The following is a 26534-nucleotide window of genomic DNA, read 5'->3' on the forward strand; positions in this document are numbered from 1 at the left end:
GTCCTTCTCCTTGATGGTTCAGGCGACGTCAGGAAGCTCGAGCTGCTGCGCGTCGTCCTCGTCGTCCAGCGGATTGGGGCCGTGCCGGTAGAAGGGCTGGCACCGCGGGCACTGCTGCTCGACTGCGCGCCGATGGGCGCGAGACCCGGCGGCGGTGCCGCACGCCTTGCGGATGACCGCCGGCGGCAGCTCGGCGGGGTCGGCGTCCGGCAGGGCATGGACGATCACGCCGTTGAGCCAGATCCGCCCGCCGCAGACGCCGTCGAAGTCGTTCTTGGCCGGGAGGACCTGCCGAATGCAGGCGGCTCGGTAGGGGCAGCCGCCGCAGACGTAGAGGACTGGTTCGCAGATGGCGACCAGGTCCTTGCCGGTCTTCCAGCGGTTGTCCGCCACGGCGAAGTCAGGATCGCCCCAGCAGGGGGCGTGGTCGGTGACGTGTGTGCCCGGCAGCGCGCTGCGGGATCCGGTCACAGGACGGGCTCCAATCGCTGGCCTATCCATCGTGCGACGTTGACCGAGACCGCGTTGCCTGCCTGCATGGTCTGTTCTGCCTGGTTGCCGTAGACGACGTACTTCGCGGGGAACCGCTGCCCTTCGAGCTGTTCGCGGGGCTTGAGCATCCGGAAGTAGCAGTCGTTGATGTCCGGGGCGGAGCGGACCAGGGCGGCCGAGTCGCGCGTGGAGAGGGTGTGGACGGGTTCGGCGGCCGTCTTCACTGCGGCCTTGCGGTACGGCACGACGAGGGTGTTCCTCGCCCGCTCGGGCACTTGGCCGGCGTGGGTGACCAGGCCGTGGTGGTTGCCCTGCGCGGTCACTCCGCTGAGCGGATTGGCCGCGGGGCTGGCGGTGCAGTGGTTGCGGAATTCGACGATGAACGGGTCCACCGTCAGCAGCGCCTCGCTCTCGCGGGTAGTGCGGGTGCGCAGCGGCACGTCGACGGGGACGGCGTCGGTGTTCCACGAGCCGCCGGTCGGTACCAGGAGGGCGTCACCCTGCTTGGCCGTGCGGGTCGGCAGGGGTCGGTCCTCGACGGCGTACGCCCGGTCGCCGCCCTCCTTGCCGTGGGTGAGGGTGATGGAGCTGGGACGGTAGGGGAACTTGAGGAGGCCCGCGCGGATGCGGTCCATCGTGGTGTCCACTAGGGGCTTCTTGCGGTCGCCGATGCGCCTGCCGAGGTCGTCCCAGTTGATGATGTCGCTGGCCGGGCGGACGTAGGGCTCGACCATGGCGTGGCGGCAGCGGCTGTTGGGGCAGCGGTAGATGTAGTCGCGCCGGTACTTCCCGATCCTTACGCCCGCGACGTTCCACGACTGGATGGCGTGTACGTCTTCGCCGCAGTCCAGGCAGGGCGCGAGGGGCCTGGGCGCAAGGTCCGGCTTGCACATGGTCTTGAGGGTGAAGACCACGTACATCCGGTCGCGCCACTGCGGGGCGCGCAGATTCACGTCGTCGCCGATGTGGGCGCTGCTGACGCAGACGATCTGGTACTGGTAGCCGAGCAGTTCCATCGCTTCGAGCCACTTCGGGAACAGGATCCAGTCGAGACCGAACTCGACCACGTTCTCCACGACGATGGCCTTGAACCGCTTAGCTTCGGCTGCTCGGACGACGCACCAGCCGGTGACCCGGGTCCGTTCGAAGGCGTCCTTGGTCAGGGCTTCCCAGTCCTCGCCCTCGTCGATGAGATCGAGCAGGTCCATCTGGTGGGTCTCGCGCCGCCGCCCGCCCGCGGGACTGATCTCGGTACAGATGACCGACGCCCACAGGACATCGGCGTTGGGCAGGTAGCGCATCGGGAAGCCGGAGATGTCGATGCAGGCGTGGTCGGCGTTGCGGTGGTTGGCGGCGTGCGTGTCGATGGCGAGCTGCCAGTGGTTGATCCCGAGGATCAGTTCGTAGCCGGCTTCGACAAGCCCGGTGCTGCTGCCTCCTGCGCCGCACAGCAGGTCGATAACTTTGGCCATGGTGGTGGTTGGTTCTCCAAGAGGTCTGCATCGCCCGGCCCCGGCGTGCGGGGCCGGGCGACCGCCGGGATCAGTAGGTGCGGAAGCCGCCGTGCGTCTGGGCGCGACGCAGGAAGGCAGTCCAGTAGCGCCATGTCGGATCACCCATGGGCATCTCGGCGATGTCCACGTGGGGGTGGGCCTCGTAGGCGGACAGGGCGGCGCTGATCTCGGCGACAGTGGTGAGGAAACCGTCGTTGAACTTGAGCTTGTAGGCCGGGATGCCGGTCGGCGCTGACTCCGCAGCGTCCAAGACTGCCTGGTACGCGGCTCGAAACTCGGCGATGCGGTTGGCCATCGCCTGAGCGGGCTGGGCGCCGGGCGCGAAGTCCTTAACCGTCAGCCCGTAGGCGGACAGGGTCGGCGCGGAGGGAACGGGCAGCTCAGTGAGCATCCCAAAGTTGGCCATTGCGTCGAGGACTCGCGGCATTTCGAAGTACCCGAGGCGGAAGTAGTTCTCGTCGCCTTCGGCCAGCTTGCCGTCGGCAGCCTGGATGTAGATGTCGTATCCCACGGGGTGGTCTCCAAGAGGTCTGCGGTTGTCCGGCCCCGGGCGAGCGGGCCGGACAGTGTTCAGCGGTGGGCGGCGTGGCGGCGGTGCTGTTCGACGCAGGTGGTGCACCGCGGGAGCCGGTTGCGGGCCTCCCAGCGCAGTTCGGCGACGACGATCACGGCGAGACCGGCGGCCCCGCCGACGGCGAGCGCGAGCAGCGCGAAGATGGCGGTCATCGCGTCACCGGCTCGTCGCGCGGGTCAGCGCGTTGTCCAGCGTCGCCTGCACGTGGGCTCGCTCTTCGCCGGTCTGCACGTGGGCGATCACGCAGGTGCACGGGTGCTTGGCGGTCTCCTCGGCCGTGCTCGGCTGACCTGTGGCCGTGCCGGGCATCAGGCGGTGACCTGGCCGACGTGGGCGAGGTAGACCGTGGCCACCTCACCGTTCAGCTCCCACACGGTGAGCGGCCAGTCCGTGCCCCCCTGTTCGTGGACGCACCGCCAGCCACGCTGCTCGAGGTCGTGGGTGGCGTAGCCGTACTCCTTGACCGCCGCGTGGCGGTCGTCGAAGGGCCCTTGGACGAGCTTGCTGATACGCCCGTGGTCCTTTGTCACGCCGTCGAGCTGGACGGACATGAGGTCGATCAGCTTGGGTGCGAGACGCCGCTCAGCGACGAAGACGGCGATCGCCTGGACGAGGGGAACGGCGTTGTTGCCGTGCTGCGAGTGCTCGCCGTCCTCGGTGGAGTTGTAGACCATCTCATCGACGGTCGGGTTGTCCTCGTGGGCGCGCCTGACGTGCCAGCCCTCGACCTCCGAGGGGTCGAGGGGCAGTTCCTCGACCGAGGAGATCCACAAGTGCGACCCGTCGGTGAGCTGCGCGGTGATGCCAAGCATGCAACCGGAGATCTCGACGTCGACGACGAGTGGGATGCGCCGCAGGGCGGTGATGACCGGCTCATAGGCGTTCCACAGCTTGCGCCACAGCGGGTCGTCGGTGTTGCTGTGCACGGGCGTCGGGGCCATCTGCGCGAGGTCGTTGCTCACGGTCTCTCCAAGGAGTCTTATGCCTGTCAACAGTACAGAGTTGGGATCTATTTTGGAATGAATTGAAACACGCACCGGTCAGCAGACGGGGGGCCTCCGGCGCTCCTCCCGCGCGCCACGGGCGACGGCAGCCAGGACCGCCAGCCCGTCGGCGCGCTGCCGGGCCGAATCGGCGATGCGCTGCGCCTGAAAGGCGAGGCTGCGCGCCTGCATGAGGGCGTGGTGGTTGTCGCGCGGGTCGAGGTGGATCTCTGCGCCGCCGATCTCGTTGAGGAGTTCGGTGACGATGCCGTCCCGCATATGCTCCGCGTGACCGAGCCCGCCGAGGTCGCGCTCCCGCTCGGCCTGATCCTTGAGGTCGGCGATCCGGATGAGCATGTCGCCGACACCCTCGGGGTCTTCGCGGTACAGGTCGGCGAGTGTGCGGATCCGCTCGTGGGCGGCGGCGCTGTCGTCGAGCACGATCGCGCCCTTGTGCGCGCGGCGAAGCATGGGCAGGTAGCTCATGTCGTCCTTCCAATCCGAGGGGCCTTTCCCCTTCTGGTTCTATTCTATATGCAATTCCAGGCATGTCCAGATTCCTGGCGAAATATTCGTTTGGGAGTCTAAGTTTCTTGCTGCCTGCGAGCCTTGGATTCCCGTACCGCCTCACGCGCAGCCCTGCGGGCGGAATCCACCGAATCCGTCCTCTCCTCGAACTGCTGACGGCGGCTGGCCGCTTCCTCGCGCCACCCTTCCCAGAAACGACCGTGCGCCTGGTGCTCCACCGCCTTCGCCTCCTCCCGCTCCCTCTCGCGCGCTGCGCGCGGGTTGGTGCCGCACCCACGACAGGAAGCAGCAGGGCGGCCCCGGTGTCGCGCACAGCCCCTCTGCGGCACATCACGGTCCGGCGTCGGGATGTGTGTCGGAGCGGGCGCAGGCTCCCCTACGGCGTCAGCCGTGGGGGTAGGGGGGAAAGGAAGGACAGAGGAAGAACCAGGAAAGGAAGGGGTTTCACCGCTGGAACCCACTGGGTTCCCCGCGTGAAACTCATCGGGTTCCACCGGTGAAACCCGGCCCTTTGCCTCTCCCGGGTTCCCCTCGTGGAACCCTGCTCTCTCCCCAGGGTTCCCCCCGTGGAACCCTGCCTCCACCTGCGGCTCTTCCGCCTTCTGCTGACGCTCGACCTCACGGGCCTCGATGTCCTGGTACGTCATCGCGGGCTTGGCTGGAGCCGAACGCAGCACTCCGGACCGGGCCTTGCGGGGGTTCTTGGGGGCGGCCCTGCGGGCTTCGGCAGCCGCCTTGAGGTCCGGTGTGGTCGGCGTGGGCGGTACGCCGAGCGGGAAGACGCGGTAGACGGCAGATCGACCCGCCTTGCCGGTCTCGACGCGTTCCACGAGTCCCTTGGCTATCAGCTCCGTGACGATGGTGATGGCGCGCTTGTCGGTCACGCCGACCCAGGCGGCGAGGCGGGTGAGGCCGGGTCGCGCGAGGCGCGTCTCGTCGTCCGCACTGTCGGCGATCTTCATGAGGGCGAGCTTCTGGCTCTGGCTGAGCACTTCGGGCGGCAGATACGCCGCAGCGATCATCAGTTGGATGGACACGGTTCCCCTTGGGCGGTGCAGGACGGGGCGCCCCGCCCGTCGTTCACGGGCGGGGCTGAGGAGTCAGGGGTTTCGGGTCAGGCCGGCCCGACGTTGATGACCGGCGCTGTCTTCTTCCCGGTCTTCCGCCGTGGGACGGGTAGCCCGGCGGCCTTGAGGTTCTTGACCATGCGGTCCGCGTCCGGCTTCATCGGTACGGGGATGCTGGCGATCTCGTGGAGGTCGACCATCGCTTCCACATCGTCCTTCTCCTCGTCGTTCCCGCCGCGCCACGCCAGCCTGTTCGGGCCGTAGATCCCGGCCGGGGACTGGTCCAGCTTCTTGCGTGCGAACGTCTTGATCCGGTTGCCCTCGCTGGCGAGTTCGTGTCCCTTCACATAGTCGATGAGTGCCTGCTCCCGGTCGGCGTCGTTGTGGATGAGCGCCGTCTGCTCCGGTACACCCGGCGCCGCCCCCGGCCAGCACAGGGAGCGGAAGGGGCAGTAGTCGCAGATGGCATCCAGGCTTGGCCCATTGAAGTCGCGCGGCATCTCTTCGGGGTCACTGGTCTCGCGCACGCGCTCCACCCACCACTGGGCCTCGGCGGCCCGCTGGGGGTCGAAGTCGATCTCCTGGATGTGCTCCGCGCCGCTGTCACGGTTGATGAAGCGGAAGCGGATGCGGCCGATGCTCAGCGGGCCCAGGCGTGACAGGTACCGCTGGCCCGGTACGTCTTCGAAGCCGACCTCGTGCAGCGCCCCCGCGTACAGGTGGACCTGGCGCAGCTCGGCGGCCGTGGCGCCGTAACGGAGGACGCGGTCCCACAAGTAGGTGGACTTCGTCTTCACGTCCTCCACGGTGAGCACGTCTGCGGGTATCGCCGGTCTGTGCCGGGCAGGCAGGCGATCGGCGGTCGCCGCGTCAAGCTGGACGACGTCGACGTGTCCCCGGATCAGGTCGTCCTGGACGCTGCGCTCGACCAGCCATCCGTACTCCGTGCGCGCCGACTCCAGCAGGCCGAAGTGGATGAACGTGCCGAGGATCGCGGCGCGCTTGTCGGCGTGGTCGGTCGGAGTGACGCCGTGCAGGATGTAGGCGGCGCGTCGGCCGCACACGGTGTCGGACGCCCCGAGCTGGGTCTGAACGGAGCGGGGGCGGCGCGCGTCGACGTGGTGTGCGGCGTCCCAAATGGAAGGTGCGACGCCATCAACGATGGTGGCTACGGACATGGGAGTCCTCCAAGAGATGCTTGCGGGCCGGTCACTGCTCGGCGTCCGCGTCCTGCGCGGCGGCCTTGCGTTTGACGGCGGCGCGGAGCTTGTCGGCGTCGGTCAGCGGTCCCTCGCCCATCTCCAGGCGCGGATTGTCGAGTTCGGCCGCCCTCTGCTCGGCGGCGGCCCGGACGGTGGCGATCTCCTCACGACTGAGGCGGTTGGCCGGGTCCGGGACGGAGCGCCACAGCGCGCCAAGGGCTTCCTTGTCGTCGAGCTCGGCGATGCGGGTGAGCCAGGGCTGCACCAGGTCAGCGACGAGCGCGGGCATGACACGTGGCTGGGACTCGACGGAGCAACCGAGCCCGTTGAAGACCAGGTCCTCGATGCTGAAGTTCCTCAGGGTCAGCGGCTTCTTCTGCTCGACGCGCATGCGCAGCGACCGGACCTTGATGATGTGCGGGTCGGCGTTGCGCTTCATGCGCACCCAGCAGGTGGAGTCGAAGCCCAGGTCCTTCTGGGCTGAGACCTTCCACTCGCTCTTGTTCTGGATCGGCTGGCCATTGTCGTCCGTCGCGCTGACCTGCTTGCCGCGGGCCAGGACGATGGCGATGCCGGGCAGGGTGCGCAGCAGGTAGATGATCCTGTTCCACCGCTCCAACGCGTCATTCCACAGGTTCCTGCCGATGTCGTAGGCGGCGTCCGGGTCCTCTTGGAGCAGGGACCGGTTCTTCCTGGTCCGGCGACCCCGCTCGTACGTCCAGTTGGTGAGCATGCGCCATAGGGCCGACCCGGAGTCGATAGTGAGAACGACCGGTGGCTCCCCGGCTGCCGCCGCCCGCCGCGCCTCGGCATGCACAGCTTCGACCTGTTCGAGGATGTCTCGGTAGGTGCCGTCGTGCTCGATGATCAGGTAGTTCGCGCCTTCGATGGCCGCGTACTCATCAGCCGACCCCTCATCGAGGTCAATCCAGTACATCTGGCCGATGCGGTCGCTGCTGGAGAACTTGGCGGCCGAGTAGGTCTTGCCGGCGCCCTCCTCACCCTCGATGAGCAGGAGGGGCCACGGGACGATGCCGGTGGGCTTGCGGGTCTTTAGCTTGATGGCAGGCGGCTTTGCGGCGCCCGCAGATGCGTTCACGATCTGGCTCCAAGAGGTCGTGGTCAGTCCGCGCGCAGGGCCCGGACTTCGAAAAGCTGGGTCCACTCCGGGTGTTCGATGAGCAAGAGGCGCACGTACCGGGAGCGGTAGGAGTTGTTCAGCGCGAACTCGTCGCCTCGGGTCGCCGCGCCGTACTGGTAGCGCAGGAGCTCAAAGAGCATCCCGATGCCGATGCGGGCGAACCCCTTCTCGGCGCAGTCCGCGGTCATCCGGGTCAGCGCCCTGAGGACCCAGGGGTTGAGGGCGTGGAATGCCTCGAACCGCTCCTGGATGGTCAAATCGCTGACGTCTGCGGGGTGGCGAACGGGCTGGATGGTGCCGAACAGCGGCGGCTGTTCGATCAGCAAGGCTCCCCCTCAAAGATAGTACCGACACTCTAGAGTGTTGGAATCTATCTTTGAGGAGGGTTGATTGTCGATCGACAACACCACCGGCGACGATCCGGCGGCCCCCTGGAGCACCGCATCACACCTCCGAAACAAAGAAGCACGCGCCCCCTCGGACGCGCTTCTATTCTATAGGCAATCAGGGGTCAAATCAAGAACAAGTCACCCTGACCTGCGGTTACTTGGACGACTGACCAGCGGCCTTGCCGCGAGGCACGATCCTGGACCCGGGACCGTCATAGCTGCCATTACGCAGCCCAGCCAAGACCTCTTCGTCGATCGCCCATTCAACCCCGCGCGCACCGGCCTTGAGCGCGGCCGCGTCTTCCACTACCGGCTCAAGGAGCCAGATCGGCGATCCGGACAGGGTGTAGTCGGCGGGACGGAAGCGGCCCGTGCCGATCGCCTTCCTCAGCAGGGCGCCGGACGGCAACTGGAACAACGCCACCAGCTCAGCTTGTCCCACGAGCGGCGGAAGCTGGTCGACCTGCCCGACCCAGTACCCGGGGTCCTGCTCCTTCACCAGTCGGGCAAGCTCGACCTCGTTGAGGTGCTTCGTGCGCGGGGTGGTCTGGCCGAAGCCCTTCACGAACTGGAGAAGCCAGTAGGGCGACCCGCTGATGATCTTGGCGTATCCGTAGTCGAGCGTGTGGTCACGACTGATCCACTGACTGACCTGGAGCCGCTTCACGTCGTACAGCGCGGCGAACTCGGCCCCGCCAGCCAGGTACGGCTTCTTCACCGTTGGCCTCTGATCCCCTGCCACTCCATTGCCTCCCGCTCGCGGCATCTCCGCATATAGATTGTAACCAGCATGGGAGCGGAGTCCGTATCCCCCGGATACCCGGTAGTGTGAGTGCTTCCAAGAGGTCGAAGGCCCCCGTCGCGAGACGGGGGCCTTCTTCCTGTCCTGACGGATCAGTGCAACCGCAGCGAACGCCGACGGTCCGGGTACTCCGGGGGGCGCGCAAAGCCCAGAAGCCAACCGAACCGTGGCGACAGATACTTCTCTGCCAGCCGGAACACGGCGTAATAGACGAAGACGCAGACCGGCGTCAGAACACCGGTGAGTGCCGTCGAGTCAAGGTCAAGGCCGTATCGGGTGGACAGGGCCAGCAGCCACCCGACGAAGGCGGGGATCCCAGTGCGGAGGAGGGAGGCGTACAGATTCACGTCGTGCCTTTCTCGGTAGTGGCGATCAGGCGAAGAGTCGTCGCCAGGTCTCGGGGCCGGGGTAGCCGTCCGCGTCGGAACCGCTCCAGTTCTGAGCGCGCTGAAATTCCTGAACGTTGAGACGGTCTGCTTCGCCCCAGTCGCGTGACGGCCCGACCTTGTAATGGGAACCGAAGCCCTTCTTCACAAGCTGTCGGCCCAGGAGCAGGATCGAGTCATTGACCTTGCCGGGACCGAAGGCACCCTTACCGGGAAAGGGGGGCGGAGTCGGCGTTGGCTTGGGCTTCCCGCCGGCTGCGGGCCAATCCGGCATGGGGCCAGGATCGTTGTGGTCGTTCTCCGGAACTTGCCCATGCGCATAGTGGCCACCTTGTGAGCCCCACACCCGCTCGCTGCGGTTCGCTTGCCACGTGGGCTTGCCCATGGGCCAGTTGTCGGGGACACCCCAGCTACGTGCCCAGGCCAGGATCTTGTCGAGCCCCTTGGCGGGCGTATCGCGGACGGTCGCGTACGACTTGCCGTCGACCCGGCAGTACGGGAAGAAGAGCGTCTCGACCTGGAGCACAACCCGTCCGGCCCGGTTGGTGCGCGTGCCGCCCGGCGAGTCCACGACGCTCTTGCTCCGCGAGTTCGCCGGATAGAACTGAGCGATCCTGCCGGTGAACGGGTCCCAAAGCAGATGGGGCGCGGACGCCCGCCCTGCTCCAGTGAAGTAGCGGACCAGATCGTCGAACGGCACGAGATCGGCCGGCTTGGCTGCAGTCGCATTCTTGTCCCAAGTGATGTGCCAGAGCACCTTGGGCGGGTACTGGGTGTCGGTCGGTGCCGTGTCGCCGAGCGGGTGTCGTTCGGCGCCGGGCAACCAGATGTCGGGCATGGCGCGTCCTGCTTCTCCCCCGCGCCAAATGGGTGCTACAGACCAAACATTGCCGTCAGTACAGCGACCACTACTGCCACCACGATCGGTGCAAGCAGTGCCGACACTGCAAGTCGGCGGTTCGTGCGTGTTTCCTGCTGTTCGTCTTCGTGCTGCTGTTTGAGGGCTCGCACCTCACCCTCCAGGCCCTCGATGCGCAGATTGGCCGCGCGCTGGTCGGCCGCGTACACGTCCTTCGTGACGGTCTGATCCATGCGGGTATTGAAGGCCCCGAAGTCGGACCGCAGGTCGTCGCGAAGCTGCTGGATGGCACGCAGCAGTTCCCACGGTGTTGGGTCCTGGGTGGGCGCGGTCACGTCGAGCCTCCACTAGTGTTCCCGCACCAGTGATCAGTGTACGGCGGCTGACGAAAGGGGCGGGACGCTACCTTCCAGCGATGAGGTTCTCAGCGAGGAACGGTGAGAAAGTGCCCGCCGGAACCGTGGAGGCCGTCCCGCACAGGCCATCCGAGTCGCCCGGAGCCTTGATCCACAGCAGGAACTCCGCGCCTCCCACTCCTACCGACGACGGCACGCCAAGTCGACGGCCCCCCGGGTTGCAGAAGTCAACGTGCTGCCCCCTCTCGTCCAACGCGCCGTGGCCGTTTCGCGAGGTGTCTACGACGAACCGCGCACCTGAGACGCCGAGGGCGGCGAGGGACTTCGCCACCTGCTGACCGTAGGTGCACGAGATGTCGGTGGCGTCGAAGTTCGCGACACCCACGGCGAACCCGCGTACGGCATCCACCCCGGCACCCGCGAGACGTGCCGCCATCTCCTGGGCAGCAATCCATGTGGCGTTGCCTGCGTCAAGGTACGCCTGCACCAACGGTCTGGCCGCAAGCGCCGTGGCCACGTAGGCGACCAGCGCAGACCGTTCGCGACGCGCCGCCTCGGTGGCAAGGCGCCCCAGTTGGCCGAGGGAGTCTGGCTCAACCACGACAACGGCAGGCCTGTCACCGATACCGGCGCAAAAGGCGTCGATCCATGCCCGGTACGCCTCCGCGGATCGCGCCCCACCACTGGACTGGCCGCCGTTGTCCCGGTTGTACATGTTGTAAGCCGTCAGGAGAGGCAGATGCCCCGCCGCCGCGGCGGCTGACACGTACGCATCCACCTCTTCCCGGATGCTTCGGTTCCAGTCGCCGAACCACTTGGCGGTCGGGCGCTCTGCCAGGGCCCGTCTCACGATGCCACTCCGAGGGTCTTGCGGATTCGCGGCGACCCACTTGGCGGCGTTGGACTCCGGATCGACGTAGAAGCCCTCACGGGCCGTGCAGCATGTCACCCGGACTTCCGTCAGAAAGATCGTTACGGCCGTTCCCTGCCCGAACTGGAAGCTGATCTGTCCCGCCGGACTGTCGATACGCGAGCTGAAGCTGAATACGAAGTGCGTGTCCACCGTGGACAGCTTCACCATCCGGTTCAGGGCTTCGGTCCAGGGCTCGGCACCGAGTCCCACGTACACGCGCAGTGAGGTGCCTGGCTGGCTGGCGCGGGCTGTGAAAGACAACGTGTAGGCGCTGCCGGCGCGCAGCACGATGCCGTCCTGTCCGAAGACGGCGTCCCATAGCTCGACGGCCTCTGTGGTAGCGGACGCCTCCGCGCCATTGCCGGTGGCCTCCAGTCTGACCATGGCAGGATCGCCGTACCACCAGCCCGTGGTGCCGGCAGTGAAGTGTCCGTTGGTGACGAGGTCTCCGTAGAGGGCGGCCACAGGTCGTCTTTCCTCTCTGCTACTTGATGTACGTGATGCGCAGCTGCGGGGGGTGAGACATCCCAACCCCGTCGAAGCGGCCGTAGGACGTTTGGTTCGTCGTGGCCGGGTCGATGGCCAGGCCTCTGAACGTCGTCGAGTCAAAAATGTCCGTGATATCGATCCACCGTCCACAGGCTCGGGCCCAGCCAGTGATCGTCCTGGCCTCGGGGTCACAGGTGAATTTGGCAGGTCGCGCGGCGTGGCCATGAGCCTTGATAACGGCTGTCCCACCTGACGCGAAGTACCAGTGATTGGCGTAGAGATACGCCTCGACCTTTAGCAGCTTCGCTCCGTTGAGGTCGGCAGCGAGGGTACCGCCGAACCCTACGAGGGCAGCCTGTACTCCGTGGTTGGACGAGTAGTATCCGCCGACCATCTGGTTGCCGTAGTAAGCGTTGTAGCCGGACCTGCCTGCGTAACTCCCCGACCAAGTGGCCTTATATGTGCGGGTGACTTTCACCGGGGGGTCCGGGACGATCGCGCCGCCGGTGTTGTAGGCGCTCGTGTCCAGCACACGGCCGCCGATGTCGTGCACGGAGAACTGGCCGGGGCGACCCACGGCTCCAACGAGCGAGATCTGCTGTCCGGCTGGTGCACCGCTGTCGCTGGTGAATGTCAGGAGGAGCCTGTTGCGGCCAGGACGGATGGGGTCGTTGGGGCCGCAAGGGCTCGTGAACTCCAGCCGCACCTGTCGACGAACGGCGTCGGGGAGCGGAAACCGGGCTTCCTGAAGCTGGGTGGAGGACACCAGCGGCGCGGCGGCGTGCCCGGTACGCAATCGCAGAGCGACTGAGCCGCCGGCAGGTGAGCACTCCGCTGCCCCTACGTAGACGATCCGGTACATGCGGTCGGAAACGGCGTCGAAGGCGATCTCGACGTAGCCCATTTCGGTGCCGCTGGTTGTCTTGACGGTCTGAGTGGTCGAGCCGACGGCTACGAGACCCCACGGCCCGCTGTTCAAGGTGGCAAGGTCGTCCCCGCCGATGGTGACCTTCCCGGCCACGTGCAGGTTCTGGAACGAGGCGTCACCGGTCGATCCGATCGCGGCGACCCGAACTTCGCCATCTCGCATGGTCAGGTAGTTGGCCTGCCCTGACACAAGCGACACGACTTCGTCACCGCCTTCGTCGAAGAGACGCAGTCCTCGAGGGCTAATCTCGGCGCGCGCCCCGCCGGTAGCGTCTCCGAAGATCGTGTGCGCCTCCGCGTTGTCGAACACCACCCACCCCCGGCTGGCGGCCGAGGCCTCCAGGCACAGGACAGCCTGTGTGGTGCCCTGCGGGGCTGCTACCTGACCGGTGATCCGGCGCCATGCGCCTGCTTCGGGCGCGGTCAGCTCAGCGACGCCGTACCCCAGCGCCTTGCCCGTGCTGTCCTCCCAACGCGCCAAGATCTTGACCGCTTGGGCGACCAGATCCTCGGAGGCGAGGACATCGATCCCCAGAAAGAGCTGCGAGGAAGCCAGAACCGGCACGGTCGCCAAGGGCAGCGTGCGGTAGGTCGGCGCTTTCGCGGTGCAGTCCACCCTGATACCGACACCCGTCCGGTTGCCCGGCGCGAAGGACCAGGCCGAGCCGGCCGCGGCGACGGCATTGGCGCTGGCGGCACCTTCGAAACCGGGGTCGGGAATCAGATTGGTTCCTTGCCCGACGGCGATCCGGTCCGGCGTGACCGAGCCGACAGCCAGGTGCGGTGTGATCACTGCCCCTGCTGCGATGTGACCTTGCTGGACCGTGCCGTTTCCGAGGTCTCGAGGCTGCGTTCGACGAGCTCCCGCCCGTGCCGCGGCCGACGGCAGTCCGGGAATGCCGGACGTGTTGATCGCGATAAGCCGCACCCACAGGTCGTGGTAGTCGTTCAGCGCGATCGTGACTGTGGCGCCCGAGGCGGACTCGACCGTCGCCGTCGGCGTCCGGACATCCGGTACGGCTTCGGCAGAAGCCAGCAGGTGCACCTGAATGCGCGACAGGTCCAGCGGCGCGGCTAGCGTGTTGGTGAATGTGCCGTCCCACGTGACCTTGAGGCCTGCCAACACCGGTTCGACCACCGGCGCCGTCGGTGTCGGCGGCGGCGGCCCGTTGACGACGACCACCCCGGTCGTGCCGTCAGGCTGCTGTCCGATGACCCCTCGGATACCGCCATCATCGTCGTACACGTTGATCGCGCCGCCTTCGATGCTGCTGTAGGCAAGCTGCGCTGTGCGAGTCCGTGCCAGCTGCCGCTCGACCTGAGCAAGCCGGGCAGCGAACTGGCGGATAATGTCGGTCAAGGTCAGCCTCCGTACGTGAAACGGTCCGCTCGCTGAAGCTGGACGACCATCTGCTCCTGGGTTTCGCCGGTCGATGGCTTGATCCGCCAGCTGACGATCCGCGCCCAGCCGTCGAAGTCAGTCCACTGGTCGTGCAGGCGCAGCCGCACCTCATCGCCGATCTGGAAGCTGCCTATGGGGGCAGCTGGGTGATCACGCAGCACCACCTCGGTCACCTCCCCGATCACCTGGCGGGCGGTGCGCTCGGTTCGTGCCCGTACAGCCAGGCGGTCGTTGCCCTTCTCCGAAGGGATCTCCACGACGTGCTCAAGACGAAGCCGGCCGTCTCGCACCGCATCCACAGCCCGCCGGCGGCTGCGACCCTCCCCAGCACCCAGGGCGATGACGACTTGGGCGTAGGAGTCAGCGTCGTATTCGACCGGTACAGCCGAAGCGATGTTGATGCCGCTCGTGAAGGCGATGTCCGTTCGTCTCGTCCCCAGGCGCGGCCAGCCGAGTCGAATTCGCACTGTCGGTTTGCCGTCGGCACCCCAACTGACCGCCTCAGTCCACTCTGGCGCGTTCTCGACCGCCGTCATGTCGTCGATGACCGAACCGAGAGTGGGTACCTCCCACCAGTCGACGGCGTATGGCTCGGCAGGTGTGCCGACGGTGGCCTTCGATGCGGTCGCGTCGACGGCAACGCGCAGATTGCTGTCCGGCTGTTCCTGGCAGTAGGCCCACACGTCCCGGATTACCTTGCAAGGGTCGGTGTGCACGTAGGGCCCGCGACCGCCCAGGTTTCCGTGGAGGTCGTGGCGTCGGTGGGGGTACGACCCGAAACCGGCTGCTTCAATGCGAAGCTGCTGGCCTTCTGGATCCGCGCGCCACACGATTCCGCCCCATAGCAGGCTGTTGTCCCTCTCAGCGAAGATCAGTGATGTCCCGGGGTCGAGCTGTTCGCGTGCCAGGTGAGCAAGACGTGGTTCAACGACTGCGGTCAGCGAGCCGGAACCGGAAAGCTCTGGCCCGAAGTCGACCTGTGAGAGGGGCAGGTCCAAGGCCAGGATCGAGCTGGTGAGGGCGTGCTGTGTCAGGTAGCGGTACGACGGCATCAGACGATGCCCTCAGTGAACTCCACGTCGAGGGTGAAACTCGTGGCGCCATCAACGACCAGATCGCCGGTCTCACTCTTGTACATGTAGGTGTCGAGGTAGACGGGCACGCTCGCGCCGCGCATCGCGGTGGGGATGGGCAGGGTGTCGGCGATGATGACGGTGTTTCGGCGGCTGCCGCTGCCCTGGTCGTCGTCGATGGCGATGTGCTGACTGGTGACCCCGCCGATGACGTTCCGCATCAAAGCGAACACGTCGGCGCGCTTCAGGGCGAGGCCGGCGACCATGGTGATCAGCTTCGCCTGGGTCGCCCATGGCGGTACGGCGATGTTCCATCGTGCTGCCGTCGGCCAGGTGTGCCACTTGTTGTCCGAGTAGCCCAGCGTCGACGAAGCGGTGGGGAACGAGGTGAAAAGGCTGCGAGTGCGTCTCGGATTGGCGATGACTCGCAAGTCGTTGATCATTCCCGCGGTGATGGTTGCCGTGTTGGGCGGGATGTCGAGCCGCGCGAGTGGGATTGCGGTCATTCCGGCCGGTGGCGTGACGGCGTTTGCGGATACGCCACTGATCACGTGAAAGTAGCCGATGTCCTGGCTCGCCGGATTGCGTGTGCCTTCGTATTCGGGGTCTTCCACCCGCAGGCAGAGGAGATCGGATCGGGCGGAGGCTCCTGTTGGCGCTATGGGGACCGTGGCATCTCCCACGTTGTACTGGGTGTAGCTGCCCTGACCCCAGCTGGCGCCGCGCACGATGCCCGAGCCGTCGCCGACACGGACGCCAGCACCTGGAGTAGTGAGGGGGTTGACCTTCAGGTCGTTGCCCTCGGTCACGCCGGAACTGCCGCGGGCGAGGTCTCGGATCATCATGCGCATCGCCCTGGCGGGGTGGGTACCGCCGTGGACCATCATCGGGGGCTGGATCAGCGCCATGGGGTACTCCATTTCACAGGGCGGTGTAGGCGTCGCGCCACGACACAGCGAGACGGCAGGTAGTCGTGTAGTCGGCGGCTGTCCACCGAAGCTCGGAGCGGCCGGGCGGGATCTGGAACAGGTCGAGTCGAGAGCTTGCGGTCAAGGCGGAGTGCGCGTTGCCGCTGCCGTTGCGGAGGACCCAGCGCGTGCCGGGCCGGGTGTCGATGTCGACGGTTTCGCCTTCACCGAGCGTCATCGACAGTTCCAGCGAGCACCCCGTTTCGACGATCCACAGGCGTGGGTTGGTTACGGGGCCGGTGATGCGAATCGACGGGCAGGCGGGGAGGTCTCCGGTGTTCGTGACCCAGCCGGGCCGAGTAGCCGGGTTGGCGACTCCCGTGGTGATCGGGACAGTCAAAGGTGCCTTGAAGCCCGGGACGTTTTGCGAGATGTCCAGCGGCATGATCAGCGATTGCCGCGCGTCGTCGTGGAAGCGTGGGTCGGTCGCAGCGAATTCCAGCTCCAGCGGGACCCAGCCGAAGATGGTCTGCGCGGTAGAGACTGCGTCGGCTCTGCGGACACGCCCGTAGAGCCGGCGCACGTCGCGGCCGGGCCACTTCAGGCGCAGCACGGCGAGTGCGCCGGCCTTCTTTCGTACGGACGTTGCTGCCGCGACCTCGTGCAGCCGAGCGAGCGCATCTGCAGCGGCGGCCGGGTCACCGGGCGTACGGATAGCAGCCTCGATACGGACGACGCGACGACCGTAATAGTCCACGCCGGGATAGGCGCCGTCGTCCACAGGGCTGTCCACATCCTGGGTGCGCAGTTCGGGTGATCCCAGGCCGGTGACGTCGGCGACCATGTAGGGGCTTTGGGGACCGAGGAGGAGACCAGCGAAGTCGATCTGCCAGTCCTGGCTGAGGGTCGCCATCAGATACGCCCTCCTCGCTGTGCATTGCGTAGCCGACGCATGATTTCCGCGCCGAACTCGCCTGCGCTGTCTTGCGTGCGGGCGTGCACGGTGACAGGCATGTGCTCGATGAGGGCTTTTGGCTGCTCGCGGACGACGACGACCTGGACGCTCCCAGCGGGGCGGGCTTCGACGAGGCGGGGCGGGCTAGCCGCTGTCGCTAGGGTGAGTCGGTAGCCGAATCGGCGGGCGACGTCGGCGAGGACGGTGGTGGCTGATCCTCGCTTGCCGACTCCGAGGGGGATAAACGCCTCGCCTCCGGTGGATGGCTCGCCGAAGCGCACGATGCCGTTGCTCGTGGCGTACAGGCCTGGGGTGAGGATTCCCCCTGACTCGTATGCCAGGCCCTTGTTGGCCTTGGTGACGTCGGACAGGAACGTGGCGCCCTTCGCACCGAGCGCCATGCGGATGCGGTCGAGAGCAAGGTTGGCGATCTCGATGACGCGGTCTTCACCGAGGCCAGTGGTTTCGGCGACCTGGTGGACGCCCGTTTTGCTGTTCTTGACTGCGGCGATGACGGCCACAAGGTCGGGCAGGTCAGCGTCCGGAACGGTACGGCCTGCGGCACGGGCCTGATCGTTTGCGACCTTCGCTGTCTTCTTGTCCCGGACCGCTTGAGCGGCCAGAGCCTCGGCGTCAGCATCTCCTTGCTCGGCGAGCATCTTGGCAAGGTCGCCGTACCCGTTGGCAGCGAGCCGGGCCAGGTTCTGCTCGAACGCGGTCTGGTCTTTCACCGCCTGCCTCAGCTGGCTGGTGTAGGACGCGAGGGTGGCCTTCGACGCCTCGGCCAGCTTGCGGAGGTCGCCGGCCATCTGCCGGACGTACCTGGAGCTGCCAGTTGCCATCTTGCGGGTCAGCGTCACGCCGTCCTCGCCCATGTCCGCGAGCGCGTCTGCCACGTCCTGGCCCGCTCGGCGGGCGACCGTGTCCAGGTCTTTGCGCCACTGCCTTGCGATCCGTGAGGACCGGTTCAGGTTCTTGGAGAAGGCCGCGAGGGAGAACTTGCCCTCCTTGTCCTTCGAGTCACTGGCGATACCGGACATTGAGAGCAGCTCGGGAGCCTCGTATTGGAAGCCGGTGAGGCCACCGTTGGCGTACCAGGCGACATCGCCTCCGAAGCGCCGAACGACTTCCTCCACGATCGCTTTGGAGCGCGGGCGCTTGGATTCGGCGAGAGGTACATACGCCTCCCCGTGGGTCTCCGGCTCTCCAAAAATTCGCCAGGAGCCGGCCGGGACTATCTGTGCGACGTGCTGCTCGCGCACGCCGCCGTTGGCGAAGAACGACAGCACGCTTCCGTTCGCCTGCCGTGACGGTGCCTGAATTGTGTCCGGAAGGCCGTTGGCGTCCTTGTCCCAGGCGCTGGGTCGGCGCTGAAGGATCAGGGGCACGACGACGGGCGGGGGCTGGTTCGCGGTGACGTTGACGCTGATGTTCTTCTGTCCGGGGATGTTCTGCACCGAGAGGCCGATGGCATCTAGTGTTGCCTTCACGGCGGCCATGTCGCCGGACAGCAGTGCGGAGGTGAGCGCCGAAGCGGCGGCGGCTCCCTTGGTTGCCGCGGCAACTTGGATCAGAGACAGCGCCCCGGACCATTCCATGTTGGCCTGACTGCCTGCCTGGCGGAACGCGGAGACGATGTTCGAAAGGTCCGGGGCCTTGATGGGCAGGTCCGCTCCGAAGGTGTATTGCAGCTGGGTTCGAACGGATTCCAGGTCGCCCTTGAGCAGGCTGCCCTTCAGTGCCTCAGCAGCGTCCTTGCCGCCACGTGCAGCAACGTCGGCAAGGAGCTTCATGCCCTGCTGCATGGTCGACCGGGCTTCATCGGGCAGCGCCTTGGCCGCCCGGCCCATGTCGGCGAGTGCCATCTGCTGCATGACCGCAGCGAGTTTGCCGGGATTGTTCGTCGCTGAAGCGTCGGCCCAAGCCTGAGCGATCTCCTTGCCGTACTTCTCGGCGATCGACGGCAGCTGCTCCAGGCCGGCGCGGAACGCGGGAGTGGCGCGGGCCGCGCCCTCCTGAATGATGCTCTCCAGCTCGTCGGCAACGTTCGTGCTGCCCTTGCTGAGCTGCTTGACCAGTTCATCGAGCATGGGGGCAGCGTCGACACCGAGCTTGGCGAAGTGGTCGACAAGGTCAAGGCGGCCAGCGGCCGCGAGCTGGCCAAGGTTCTTCTGCCAGTCTCGCTGAGCCGACAGTTGCTTACGCAGTTGCTCGAGGTAGTCCGCAAGGCTGGCCTTGGCCGCGTCAGCGGAACGGCCCGCCTTACGGTTGGCCTCGGCGACCTGGTCCTGCGCTGCCTTCCACGCCTTCGCCGGGTCCACGATGTCGGCCAGGGCCTTGCCCATGGCCTCCATCTCTTCGGTGAACTTCGGCGCACCGTTCTTGTCGGTCGGCAGTTGCGCCGTGAGGTCCCACAGACCTGCCATCTCCAGCTGGTTCTTTTTGATCTTGGAATTGACGATCTCCATGCTCGCGGCGAGCTCGGACTCCTTCTTCACCGCATCGCTCCACACCTTGCGCTGCTTCTCCAGCACCTCGCGAGCGTCGTCAAAGGAGATGTCGTAGGTGTAGGCGCTGCCAGCCACCTCCCATGAGGCGGCCTTGCGGTACTTCAGCTCGTCGAGGAGATCCTGGTATTTCCGACCCCCACTGGTCAGCGCGTCGATGGCCTGCTCGATGCTGACTCCGGCGTCCTTGAGTGTCTGCACGTCGCCGCTGTCGGTGAGCTGCTCGACAAGCTTGCGCAGACCAGCTCCCTGCTCACCCTCGTCTCGCTCGGTACGCAGCGCGGTGACGAGTTCCTCTGTTGCGGCCTTGGCCTTTTGCTTGGATGCCGAGTAGGCCGCGTAGGCGGCGACTCCTATCGCGAGGATGGCGGTCAGGCCGGCGACGGCGAGTCCGGCACCGGACAGCACCGCGGGCAGCACAGCGCCGCCGGTACGAGCGGCAGCAAGCTGGGTGCGGAATGTGGCGAGCTGTACGCCGAGCTTGGTGAACGCGGCGCGCGCAAGCAGGCCGGCAGCAGCCAGGGCGATCAGACCGCCCGCGAACGACTTCACGGGGCCGGGAAGGTCGTTGATGGCACCGGCGAGGACGTTCAGGTACTGCCCGACTGTCTGAAGCACGGGCAGCAGTGCGCGACCCATATCGATGCCGAGCGCGGTGACTTGGTTGCGGAAAAGGGACCACTGGCCAGCAGTGGTGTCCATCTGGATGGCGTACGCCTTCTGTGCCGCGCCAGCCCTCTGGACTTCGATGGCGATGCCCTTGTAGGTCGACGCGTAGTTGTCGCCGTCGGCTGCGGACAAGGCGAGCATCGCGCGGGTGGCGCGGATGTCCTTGAACATGTTGGCGATGGCGTCGGCGCTGCCCTTGGTAACGCCGCGGAGCTTGTTGACGACGACGTACAGTCCGTCCTGCCGGATGGCAGAGGCGACGGACTCGTAGCCGAGTTCCTTGATGGCGTCGCGCATCTCCCGGGTCGGCTTGACCATCCGGGTCATCATCATGTTCAGCGCAGTCGCGGCCTCTGCCGTGGGAATACCGGCGAGGGTGATGGCGGCCAGAGCAGAGCTGAGGTCGTCGAACTCGACGCCTGCGGCAGCCGCCATGGGAACGACGTCTCCGAGCTGCTGTGCCAGCTCCTCGAAGGAGATGACTCCGAGGTTGACGGTCTGGAACATCGTGTCCATGACGTCGCTGGCCGCCGACGCGGGCATGCCGTACGCCTTCAACACGCCAAGCAGCGCCCTCGCGGAAGTCTCGGTCGTCGTCAGCCCGGCCGAGGCCCCCTTGGCCGCGACCTGAAGGATGTCCATAGCCTGCGCGCCATCGAAGCCGGTGGACACGATCTGGTACAGGCCGTCGGCCAGCTGCTCTGCCGTCTGCGGGAGTTCTGTCGACAGCCGGACGATCTGATCGGTGAACTGCTCGACGTTGTCGCTGGTGATCTGCTGGGAGATCGTCATGACGTTCGCCATCGCCCGCTCCAGCTGGATGGCGTTCGCTACGCCGACGCCGAGCACGGCACCGAGGAGGAGTCCGCCCTGCGCGAGAGTCGCTGCGCGCGCGTTCGCCGCCGCGGCTACCTGTGCCTCGGCCCTGGCCACCTGCCGCGCGGAGGCTTGAGCGTTGCGGGCCGCGGCGCGCTGCGCCTCGTCCCTCGCTGCCACGGCGTTCCTGGCCTGTGCTTCCGCATCGGCCAGGCCGACGGACGTCCTCTGGGCGAGCCCGCTCGCCCTGGCCGCCGCGTGCTGCGCAGCAACGGCCCTGGTCTGCGCTCCGGCATGTGCTTGGGTGGCACGGCCAGCGGCGGCTTGGGCAGCGGCGGCCGTGCGTGCCGCGGCGTGCGCACCGCGTCCGGCCGTGATCTGGGCGCGCGCTGCCATGGTCTGTGCCAGGGCCTGAGCCCGAGCCGCCCGCTCTCCCGCCGTCACCGCCACCGTCTGCACGTCCTGGGCGCGGGTGGCCAGAGAAGTGGCGAGAGCTTGAGCCCGGTGAGCGCGGGCCACGGTCTGCTGGGCGGCGGCAGCACGCTGCGTGGCCTGCGCAACCTGCCCCTGCGAGCGGATCGTCTGTGCGGCGGCAGCTGCCTGAGCCTGTGCGAGCGCATGGGTCGCGGTCCGCAAGGTTCCCAGGCGTGCGCCCAGCCCTGCCAAGCCTTGGTCGAATCCACGCAGTTGTCCGGCGGCACCGCGAAGGCCGGCAGTGAGGCCACCGGTATTGGCCATGAGGTTGACGTAGAGGTTGTATGCGCCAGCCACGGCGTCAGTCCTTCCGGGCCCTGAGCCCTATCTTCATCCCGCGCCCCTCCGGACCCTCCGGAATCTGCTCCCGTTCCATCTCGATTAGCTCGCACCCGGGACAGCGGTGGGGCTCCGGTACGTACGCGAACCGATCGCCGCCCAGCGCCTCGTCCCACTCGGCGGCGCGCGTGCCGCACCCGTCGCAAACGGCCTTGGTGAAAACCAGATATGCCAGGGCCTTGGCTCGGTCGAGTGCTGACCACCCGCCCTCCCCTGCGCCCAAGAGCTGGCTGTGGGGAATGCTGTACTGCGAACACAGCTCCATCTCGGCGCGGAAGACGGGATCGGTGATCAGCCTTTTCCCAGGTCCGCTCGCATCGTTTGGTTCACGAGCAGGGCCGCGGTGAACAGGGCCTTGGCCTCGGAGTCCGGCCACAGGTCCAGCAGTTCCTGAGCGTCGGTGTCCGTCATGCCGGGGACTTCAGTGCCTTGCTCACCGCGTTCGATGTGGCATGCGGAGATGAGGGCGGCCGGGAAGGACTCGACGTTGTACTCCATGCCGGCGTCGGCCTGTGCCTCCGTCGGCGGGTGCTCTCGAAGCAGCTGTTCCCAGACTGGGCGGGGAAGTGCCCGGAAGGTGAGGGTGACGGTTGCTTCATCGAGAGCGCGCTGTGCGTCTTCAAGAGCACCGGCCGATGCCAGCACCTCGGGACGCACCTGGACCCACTCGTCGCGCTGGTCTTCCGGCACGGACTGCTCGATCGATGCGCTCTGCGCCTCGGTGCGGGCCCGGGCCAGGCCCAGCGCGGCCTCGGTGACGTCGGCCTTGCGCGCGGGGTCGTCACAGATGGACAGGGTGCGTTCGGGAAGCTGCCGGGCCCGGAGCTTGGCCATCTTGGCGGACCAGTGCGGGTCTCGGGCGACAGCCTCCGGGGGCGGGGTGATCGTGGACATGCGACTCCCCCTGTCAGCCTGCGGCGGCGGCCGGAACGGCGGCGTCGAGGACGGGCTTGTCGGTGATGCCGAAGCTGACCTTGAACTTCGCGGGCTCGGTGGCTGTGGTGTAGCTGGCGGAGCGGCTTCCGACCCGCACCGGGAAGACGTCCATCGACTTGCTTCCGGCGACGTCGCCCTTGCGGAGGATCACCACAAAGCCCGCGACGCCCTTGAACAGCAGAGTCTCCAGGGTGTCGTCGACGCGGTCCTCGTAGAACGTGAAACTGCTGTTATCGGCCTTGTCCTCACCAGGAATGTTGCTCGTGAACTCCGATGCCATGTCGGGGGTGTCAATCGGCGCGTTCTCTAGTGCCCAGCCCTCAATGTCGCTGATCACACCCGACAGAGCTGTCGCGTTGGCCCCAGTGAGCTCGGCGCGGCTCGGAATATTCGTTTGAGCCGTGATCGTCTTAAGGAAGAAGAACTTGGTGACGCCGCGGCGCATGAACCGCTGCTGTGTGGTGCCCATGTCTCTCGCTCTCCGGGGACAGGGCTCCGAGAGCGCGCACCGGAGGCCCGTCCCCAACTCGTCGCAGAGATACGACTGATGTCTGAGGAATCGGCCCGTGCCGACATGCTTGGTCGGGCGTCCGCGATGAGCCTCCGCGGTGAGGTGCGGCGGTTAGCCGAGGGTGGTGACCTCGATCGCGAACCGCTGAACGTAACTGTATACGCCGCTGGCGACAGCCACGCCTTCTTCTTTGTCCAGCTCACGGGACATGACCACGTAGCCTGCGGCAGTGATCGGGTAGGTGTAGCCGAGCTCGGTTCGGGCCAGCATGCCTGCACGGACCTTGTCGGCCATCCACTCCGCCTGCTCGGCGGTGGTGGCAACTGATGTGATCTGGTAGACGATTCGCGCATCCGCGCTGGCGTCTCCGAAGGGTGGGCCGTCGCTGGTCGAACCGACTGGGTAGAGCACGCTGTACGGGGTGGCCGCTCCTGTGGGGAAGCTGCTGGAAGTGGGCGCCGTCCCGTAGCCGCAGGACCGGCTCGTGGCGCTGGCGAGCATCGCTTGGACTGCGAGGCTGAGCACTCGCCCGGATACCGCCATCAGTCGCCCACCGCCGCTCCGACCGCTGCCAGGAAGGCGGGACGGACCTGGTTGACCGCTGGCCCCACGTGCGGGTAAGGGGGCTGGTTGTAGATCCGCCCTAGGCTGTCGGTCCCTACGAAGCCGTACTCCAGGCGCCTGCCCTGCGGCTTGTTGGTGCCGACGATCGCCTCAACGTTCAGGCCGCTGGTGCTGAACTCGTGAGTCCACGAGCGACGGTAGTCACCCGTCGGCGCGTTCGGCCCCGGCCGACCGCTCGCGTTGGCTTTGATGGCGGTCTCCAGGAGCATGGCGTAGTGCTGCACGACACTGGCCACCGCAGGGAGCGTAGCTGCCGCGCGGGCATTCAACAGTGCTGCGATCTGAGGCGCGTTGCTGTACGCCCCCGCTGACGGGTGCGCGTTCGGGTGTGGGTTCCGTGGGGATGCCATTAGCCCGTCTCCTGGGCTTGGTCGAACTCCCCCCGTGCCCACTGCTGGAGTTGCGCCAGCACAGCCTTAGTGAAGCCGTGCGAGCCTCCGTCGAAGTCCGGCCTTGCCAAGGCCGCCTTTTCCAGCAGTCCTGGGTCGATGGCTGAGAGAAAGTAGGCGGCTGCCGGTCCCGGCTCGTACGGGACACCAACGGCGACCCTGGCGTGGCCATCGAAGTCAGGGCTCGTCTTGCCCTGCGCAAACTGGATAACCAAGTCCGCTGCCATGCCTGCTTGTTGGTGGATGGTGTAGCCGGAGACGACGCGCGAGTAGTCGGTTCCGTCTATCCGTATCGAAGCCTTGCTGCCATCCGCCGTGACCCTGACCTGCTGGATGTCAGCAGGCGGCGTGTCCGTGATCTTCATGCAACGAGCGTAGGACGATTCGCGCATACTCCGATTCGTCTCAGGACGGCGGCGTAATCTCATCCAGCCGCGTCCCCCGCACCAGCTCCACGGTCGATGCCTCGGCCGGGCCAAGGACCTGCCTGGCTTTGTTCACGAGAACGGGGTTCTGGCACAGGTCTTGGGAGCAGTCGCGGGGTCGAGTGCCGACGTGCCTGTCGGCCGAGTAACCCGCACGGTGTCCAGAAGGAGCTGGGCTTCCAACTCCATGCGGACTTCGTCCGGATCGATGGGGTGGTCACGTCACACTCCCGCCTTCTGCGTGCTCTGGTCCACCCAGGTGGTACGGACGATGCTCAGGGTCGAGGTCTCTCCGATGTCGATCACTCGCCACGTTCTGCCGATGGCCGACGCGTCGTCAGCCTCGACGACGGCCACGGTGTCCTCGCGGGAAGCCACCGGCGCAGACAGTGGAGTCAGGAGACGGTACCTGGACGGGGTGTCGTCCGCGTACGCCTGTCCGGCCAGGTGCAGGACGACGGAAGGGCCGCCGGTGGGGAAGATCGCACCCGGGCCTTCGTAGATGGTGACGGGAGGGCCGTGCTCGTACTGTCCCGTGTCCGGGTTGAAGACCAGCTCGCCAGGCCGGTAGATGCGGATCTTGTTGGTGAGGATCTTCTTCTCGACGATTGCACTGACGGCCCCCAGAGTCAGCCCTTCAGTAGGCACGCTCATATGCTCAAGCGTAGTTGTGCTCGCTGGCAGCCCGGACTCTGCCGAGCAGTACTCACACGCTCGACGCCCTCAAAGCTGCGACGGCGGTCGAGTGGGTGATGACTGTTTCGCTCCGATCGAGAGCTTCTGAGAGATCGCCCGACAGTTCATCTGGGAGAACTCCTGCTCCCAGGCCGCAGGACCGGATCAGGTCGCTGCACGCCTGGACCTCATTCTCATTGGCGAGCATGGTGAACGGCGCGTGCGCCAGGACGTCGCGGGCGGCGTATCCGTTGAGCGATTCCCTGATCCGCCGAATCACATCTTCAACGAGTGTGCGGGCTCCGTAGTTCTGGGGTCCGACCGCGTCCAGGATCGTGAGGCCGAGTCGAGTGTCGAAGACGGTCAGCCCCGGTTCGGCTTCACGGCTGAGGTAGGTGTTCACCAGTTCGGCCGCGCTGTCGTCATCCGCGCCGCAACGAGACAGCACTGCCAGGCAAGCGGTGACAGCCTGCTCCCAAGGGTCGCCGGGAGCCGTGTCGGCGAGTAACGCCGCCGCGCGTTCCCTATCGCCTCTCGTGAGGGCCGCTATCACAGCAACTTGACGTCCGTCGAGCATCCTTCTGCCCACGCCCCGGTGCTGCTCGATGTGCGCCAACGCTTCAGGCCAGCGGCCCGTGCTCGTCAGCGTGCGGGTGCCGTCAGCGAGCACCACACGCCATAGCCAGGAGTGGACCTCACTCCGGTCCTCGGCGGTCGCGGTCAAGATGGCAGGCACGGTGATGCCGTCGAAGACGGCAGAGTTACCGGTGCCGACGGACTCGAACAGGTCCAGAAGCCTCTGGCGCCCGTCGTCGATCTGGCCGGCGCGGATCTGCAAGCGGGCGAGGTTGACCAAGGGTTCCAGCCCACGGATGGCGCTCATGGCGGACAGCGGGCAAGCGCGAAGGTACGCGTTGGCGTGCCGGTAGCACATCGACCGGGCCAGGTCGGGAAGCCCAAGGTCGGATGCGAGGAGCGCAGCCTGGTTGAACACGGCGGAAGCCAGACCTTGTTCATCCTGATCCACCGCCCTGTCGGCCAGTTCTGCCAGGGCTCGCACCCGGACGGGCACCGGCGGGCAAGCGGGCCGGAAACGGGCAACGAGAGGGAAACGCCGTGCTATCGGGCCGTGCGGGTTCATGTGTCCCCTTGGGGGCGACGGATACTGGCTGGAGCGAGGAGGAGTCGGCGGTGCCGTTGATCACGCAC

General features: G+C 66.7%; 28 protein-coding genes. All 28 read right to left on the reverse strand.

Features of this window, described 5'->3' with window-relative positions:
* Positions 1 to 18: 18 nt before the first annotated feature.
* A complete protein-coding gene (locus ACTWOL_RS11725) occupies positions 19 to 471 on the reverse strand; it encodes a hypothetical protein (protein ID WP_474296578.1) in 453 nt (150 codons plus the stop codon).
* Positions 468 to 1964, reverse strand: a complete 1497-nt coding sequence (locus ACTWOL_RS11730) for a DNA cytosine methyltransferase (protein ID WP_474296579.1) — start codon at positions 1962 to 1964, stop codon at positions 468 to 470. The genes ACTWOL_RS11725 and ACTWOL_RS11730 overlap by 4 nt, the downstream gene beginning before the upstream one ends.
* A gap of 70 nt (positions 1965 to 2034) precedes the next feature.
* On the reverse strand, positions 2035 to 2517 hold the full coding sequence (locus ACTWOL_RS11735) for a hypothetical protein (protein WP_474296580.1): 483 nt from the start codon (positions 2515 to 2517) through the stop codon (positions 2035 to 2037).
* A gap of 59 nt (positions 2518 to 2576) precedes the next feature.
* The gene (locus ACTWOL_RS11740) at positions 2577 to 2732 is read right to left on the reverse strand and encodes a hypothetical protein (RefSeq protein WP_474296581.1); all 156 of its coding nucleotides are present in this window, start codon (positions 2730 to 2732) and stop codon (positions 2577 to 2579) included.
* 4 nt (positions 2733 to 2736) lie between these two features.
* The gene (locus ACTWOL_RS11745; RefSeq protein ID WP_474296582.1) at positions 2737 to 2889 is read right to left on the reverse strand and encodes a hypothetical protein; all 153 of its coding nucleotides are present in this window, start codon (positions 2887 to 2889) and stop codon (positions 2737 to 2739) included.
* Complete coding sequence (locus ACTWOL_RS11750; RefSeq protein ID WP_474296583.1) at positions 2889 to 3542, reverse strand: hypothetical protein; 654 nt, start codon at positions 3540 to 3542, stop codon at positions 2889 to 2891. The genes ACTWOL_RS11745 and ACTWOL_RS11750 overlap by 1 nt, the downstream gene beginning before the upstream one ends.
* Before the next feature lie 78 nt (positions 3543 to 3620).
* A complete protein-coding gene (locus ACTWOL_RS11755; RefSeq protein ID WP_474296584.1) occupies positions 3621 to 4049 on the reverse strand; it encodes a hypothetical protein in 429 nt (142 codons plus the stop codon).
* 98 nt (positions 4050 to 4147) lie between these two features.
* The gene (locus ACTWOL_RS11760) at positions 4148 to 5128 is read right to left on the reverse strand and encodes a helix-turn-helix domain-containing protein (RefSeq protein ID WP_474296585.1); all 981 of its coding nucleotides are present in this window, start codon (positions 5126 to 5128) and stop codon (positions 4148 to 4150) included.
* Between the two features lie 77 nt (positions 5129 to 5205).
* Positions 5206 to 6336 (reverse strand): PD-(D/E)XK nuclease family protein, encoded by a 1131-nt coding sequence (locus ACTWOL_RS11765; RefSeq protein WP_474296586.1) that lies wholly within the window; start codon positions 6334 to 6336, stop codon positions 5206 to 5208.
* A gap of 31 nt (positions 6337 to 6367) precedes the next feature.
* Entirely contained in the window at positions 6368 to 7459 is a 1092-nt protein-coding gene (locus tag ACTWOL_RS11770; protein WP_474296587.1) for an AAA family ATPase, read from the reverse strand.
* A 23-nt stretch (positions 7460 to 7482) separates the two neighbouring features.
* Positions 7483 to 7827, reverse strand: a complete 345-nt coding sequence (locus ACTWOL_RS11775; RefSeq protein WP_474296588.1) for a hypothetical protein — start codon at positions 7825 to 7827, stop codon at positions 7483 to 7485.
* A gap of 217 nt (positions 7828 to 8044) precedes the next feature.
* Entirely contained in the window at positions 8045 to 8608 is a 564-nt protein-coding gene (locus tag ACTWOL_RS11780; RefSeq protein WP_474296589.1) for a hypothetical protein, read from the reverse strand.
* A gap of 176 nt (positions 8609 to 8784) precedes the next feature.
* A complete protein-coding gene (locus tag ACTWOL_RS11785; protein ID WP_474296590.1) occupies positions 8785 to 9039 on the reverse strand; it encodes a hypothetical protein in 255 nt (84 codons plus the stop codon).
* A 25-nt stretch (positions 9040 to 9064) separates the two neighbouring features.
* Positions 9065 to 9916 (reverse strand): peptidoglycan-binding protein, encoded by an 852-nt coding sequence (locus ACTWOL_RS11790; RefSeq protein WP_474296591.1) that lies wholly within the window; start codon positions 9914 to 9916, stop codon positions 9065 to 9067.
* Positions 9917 to 9951: 35 nt separating this feature from the next.
* Positions 9952 to 10272 (reverse strand): hypothetical protein, encoded by a 321-nt coding sequence (locus ACTWOL_RS11795; protein WP_474296592.1) that lies wholly within the window; start codon positions 10270 to 10272, stop codon positions 9952 to 9954.
* 67 nt (positions 10273 to 10339) lie between these two features.
* On the reverse strand, positions 10340 to 11671 hold the full coding sequence (locus tag ACTWOL_RS11800; RefSeq protein WP_474296593.1) for a glycoside hydrolase family 6 protein: 1332 nt from the start codon (positions 11669 to 11671) through the stop codon (positions 10340 to 10342).
* 19 nt (positions 11672 to 11690) lie between these two features.
* Positions 11691 to 13982, reverse strand: a complete 2292-nt coding sequence (locus ACTWOL_RS11805; RefSeq protein ID WP_474296594.1) for a hypothetical protein — start codon at positions 13980 to 13982, stop codon at positions 11691 to 11693.
* Between the two features lie 2 nt (positions 13983 to 13984).
* Positions 13985 to 15076 carry a hypothetical protein gene (locus tag ACTWOL_RS11810; protein ID WP_474296595.1) on the reverse strand — a complete coding sequence of 364 codons (1092 nt, stop codon included), beginning with the start codon at positions 15074 to 15076 and terminating at the stop codon, positions 13985 to 13987.
* The gene (locus ACTWOL_RS11815) at positions 15076 to 16005 is read right to left on the reverse strand and encodes a hypothetical protein (RefSeq protein ID WP_474296596.1); all 930 of its coding nucleotides are present in this window, start codon (positions 16003 to 16005) and stop codon (positions 15076 to 15078) included. The genes ACTWOL_RS11810 and ACTWOL_RS11815 overlap by 1 nt, the downstream gene beginning before the upstream one ends.
* A gap of 13 nt (positions 16006 to 16018) precedes the next feature.
* Positions 16019 to 16918, reverse strand: coding sequence for a phage distal tail protein (locus tag ACTWOL_RS11820; protein WP_474296597.1), 900 nt, complete (start codon positions 16916 to 16918; stop codon positions 16019 to 16021).
* Positions 16918 to 21723: a phage tail tape measure protein gene (locus tag ACTWOL_RS11825; protein WP_474296598.1), complete on the reverse strand. Its 4806-nt coding sequence runs from the start codon at positions 21721 to 21723 to the stop codon at positions 16918 to 16920. The genes ACTWOL_RS11820 and ACTWOL_RS11825 overlap by 1 nt, the downstream gene beginning before the upstream one ends.
* 333 nt (positions 21724 to 22056) lie before the next feature.
* Positions 22057 to 22659 (reverse strand): hypothetical protein, encoded by a 603-nt coding sequence (locus tag ACTWOL_RS11830; protein WP_474296600.1) that lies wholly within the window; start codon positions 22657 to 22659, stop codon positions 22057 to 22059.
* Positions 22660 to 22672: 13 nt separating this feature from the next.
* Positions 22673 to 23170, reverse strand: a complete 498-nt coding sequence (locus ACTWOL_RS11835; protein WP_474296601.1) for a phage tail tube protein — start codon at positions 23168 to 23170, stop codon at positions 22673 to 22675.
* A gap of 153 nt (positions 23171 to 23323) precedes the next feature.
* Positions 23324 to 23737 carry a hypothetical protein gene (locus ACTWOL_RS11840; protein WP_474296602.1) on the reverse strand — a complete coding sequence of 138 codons (414 nt, stop codon included), beginning with the start codon at positions 23735 to 23737 and terminating at the stop codon, positions 23324 to 23326.
* 17 nt (positions 23738 to 23754) lie between these two features.
* Positions 23755 to 24072, reverse strand: coding sequence for an HK97 gp10 family phage protein (locus ACTWOL_RS11845; protein ID WP_474296603.1), 318 nt, complete (start codon positions 24070 to 24072; stop codon positions 23755 to 23757).
* Positions 24073 to 24185: 113 nt separating this feature from the next.
* Positions 24186 to 24590: a hypothetical protein gene (locus ACTWOL_RS11850; protein ID WP_474296604.1), complete on the reverse strand. Its 405-nt coding sequence runs from the start codon at positions 24588 to 24590 to the stop codon at positions 24186 to 24188.
* Between the two features lie 282 nt (positions 24591 to 24872).
* Positions 24873 to 25304, reverse strand: a complete 432-nt coding sequence (locus ACTWOL_RS11855; RefSeq protein ID WP_474296605.1) for a DUF6093 family protein — start codon at positions 25302 to 25304, stop codon at positions 24873 to 24875.
* A gap of 52 nt (positions 25305 to 25356) precedes the next feature.
* Complete coding sequence (locus ACTWOL_RS11860) at positions 25357 to 26385, reverse strand: hypothetical protein (protein ID WP_474296606.1); 1029 nt, start codon at positions 26383 to 26385, stop codon at positions 25357 to 25359.
* Positions 26386 to 26534: the final 149 nt, after the last annotated feature.

Source organism: Micromonospora sp. IBHARD003 (assembly GCF_056106285.1).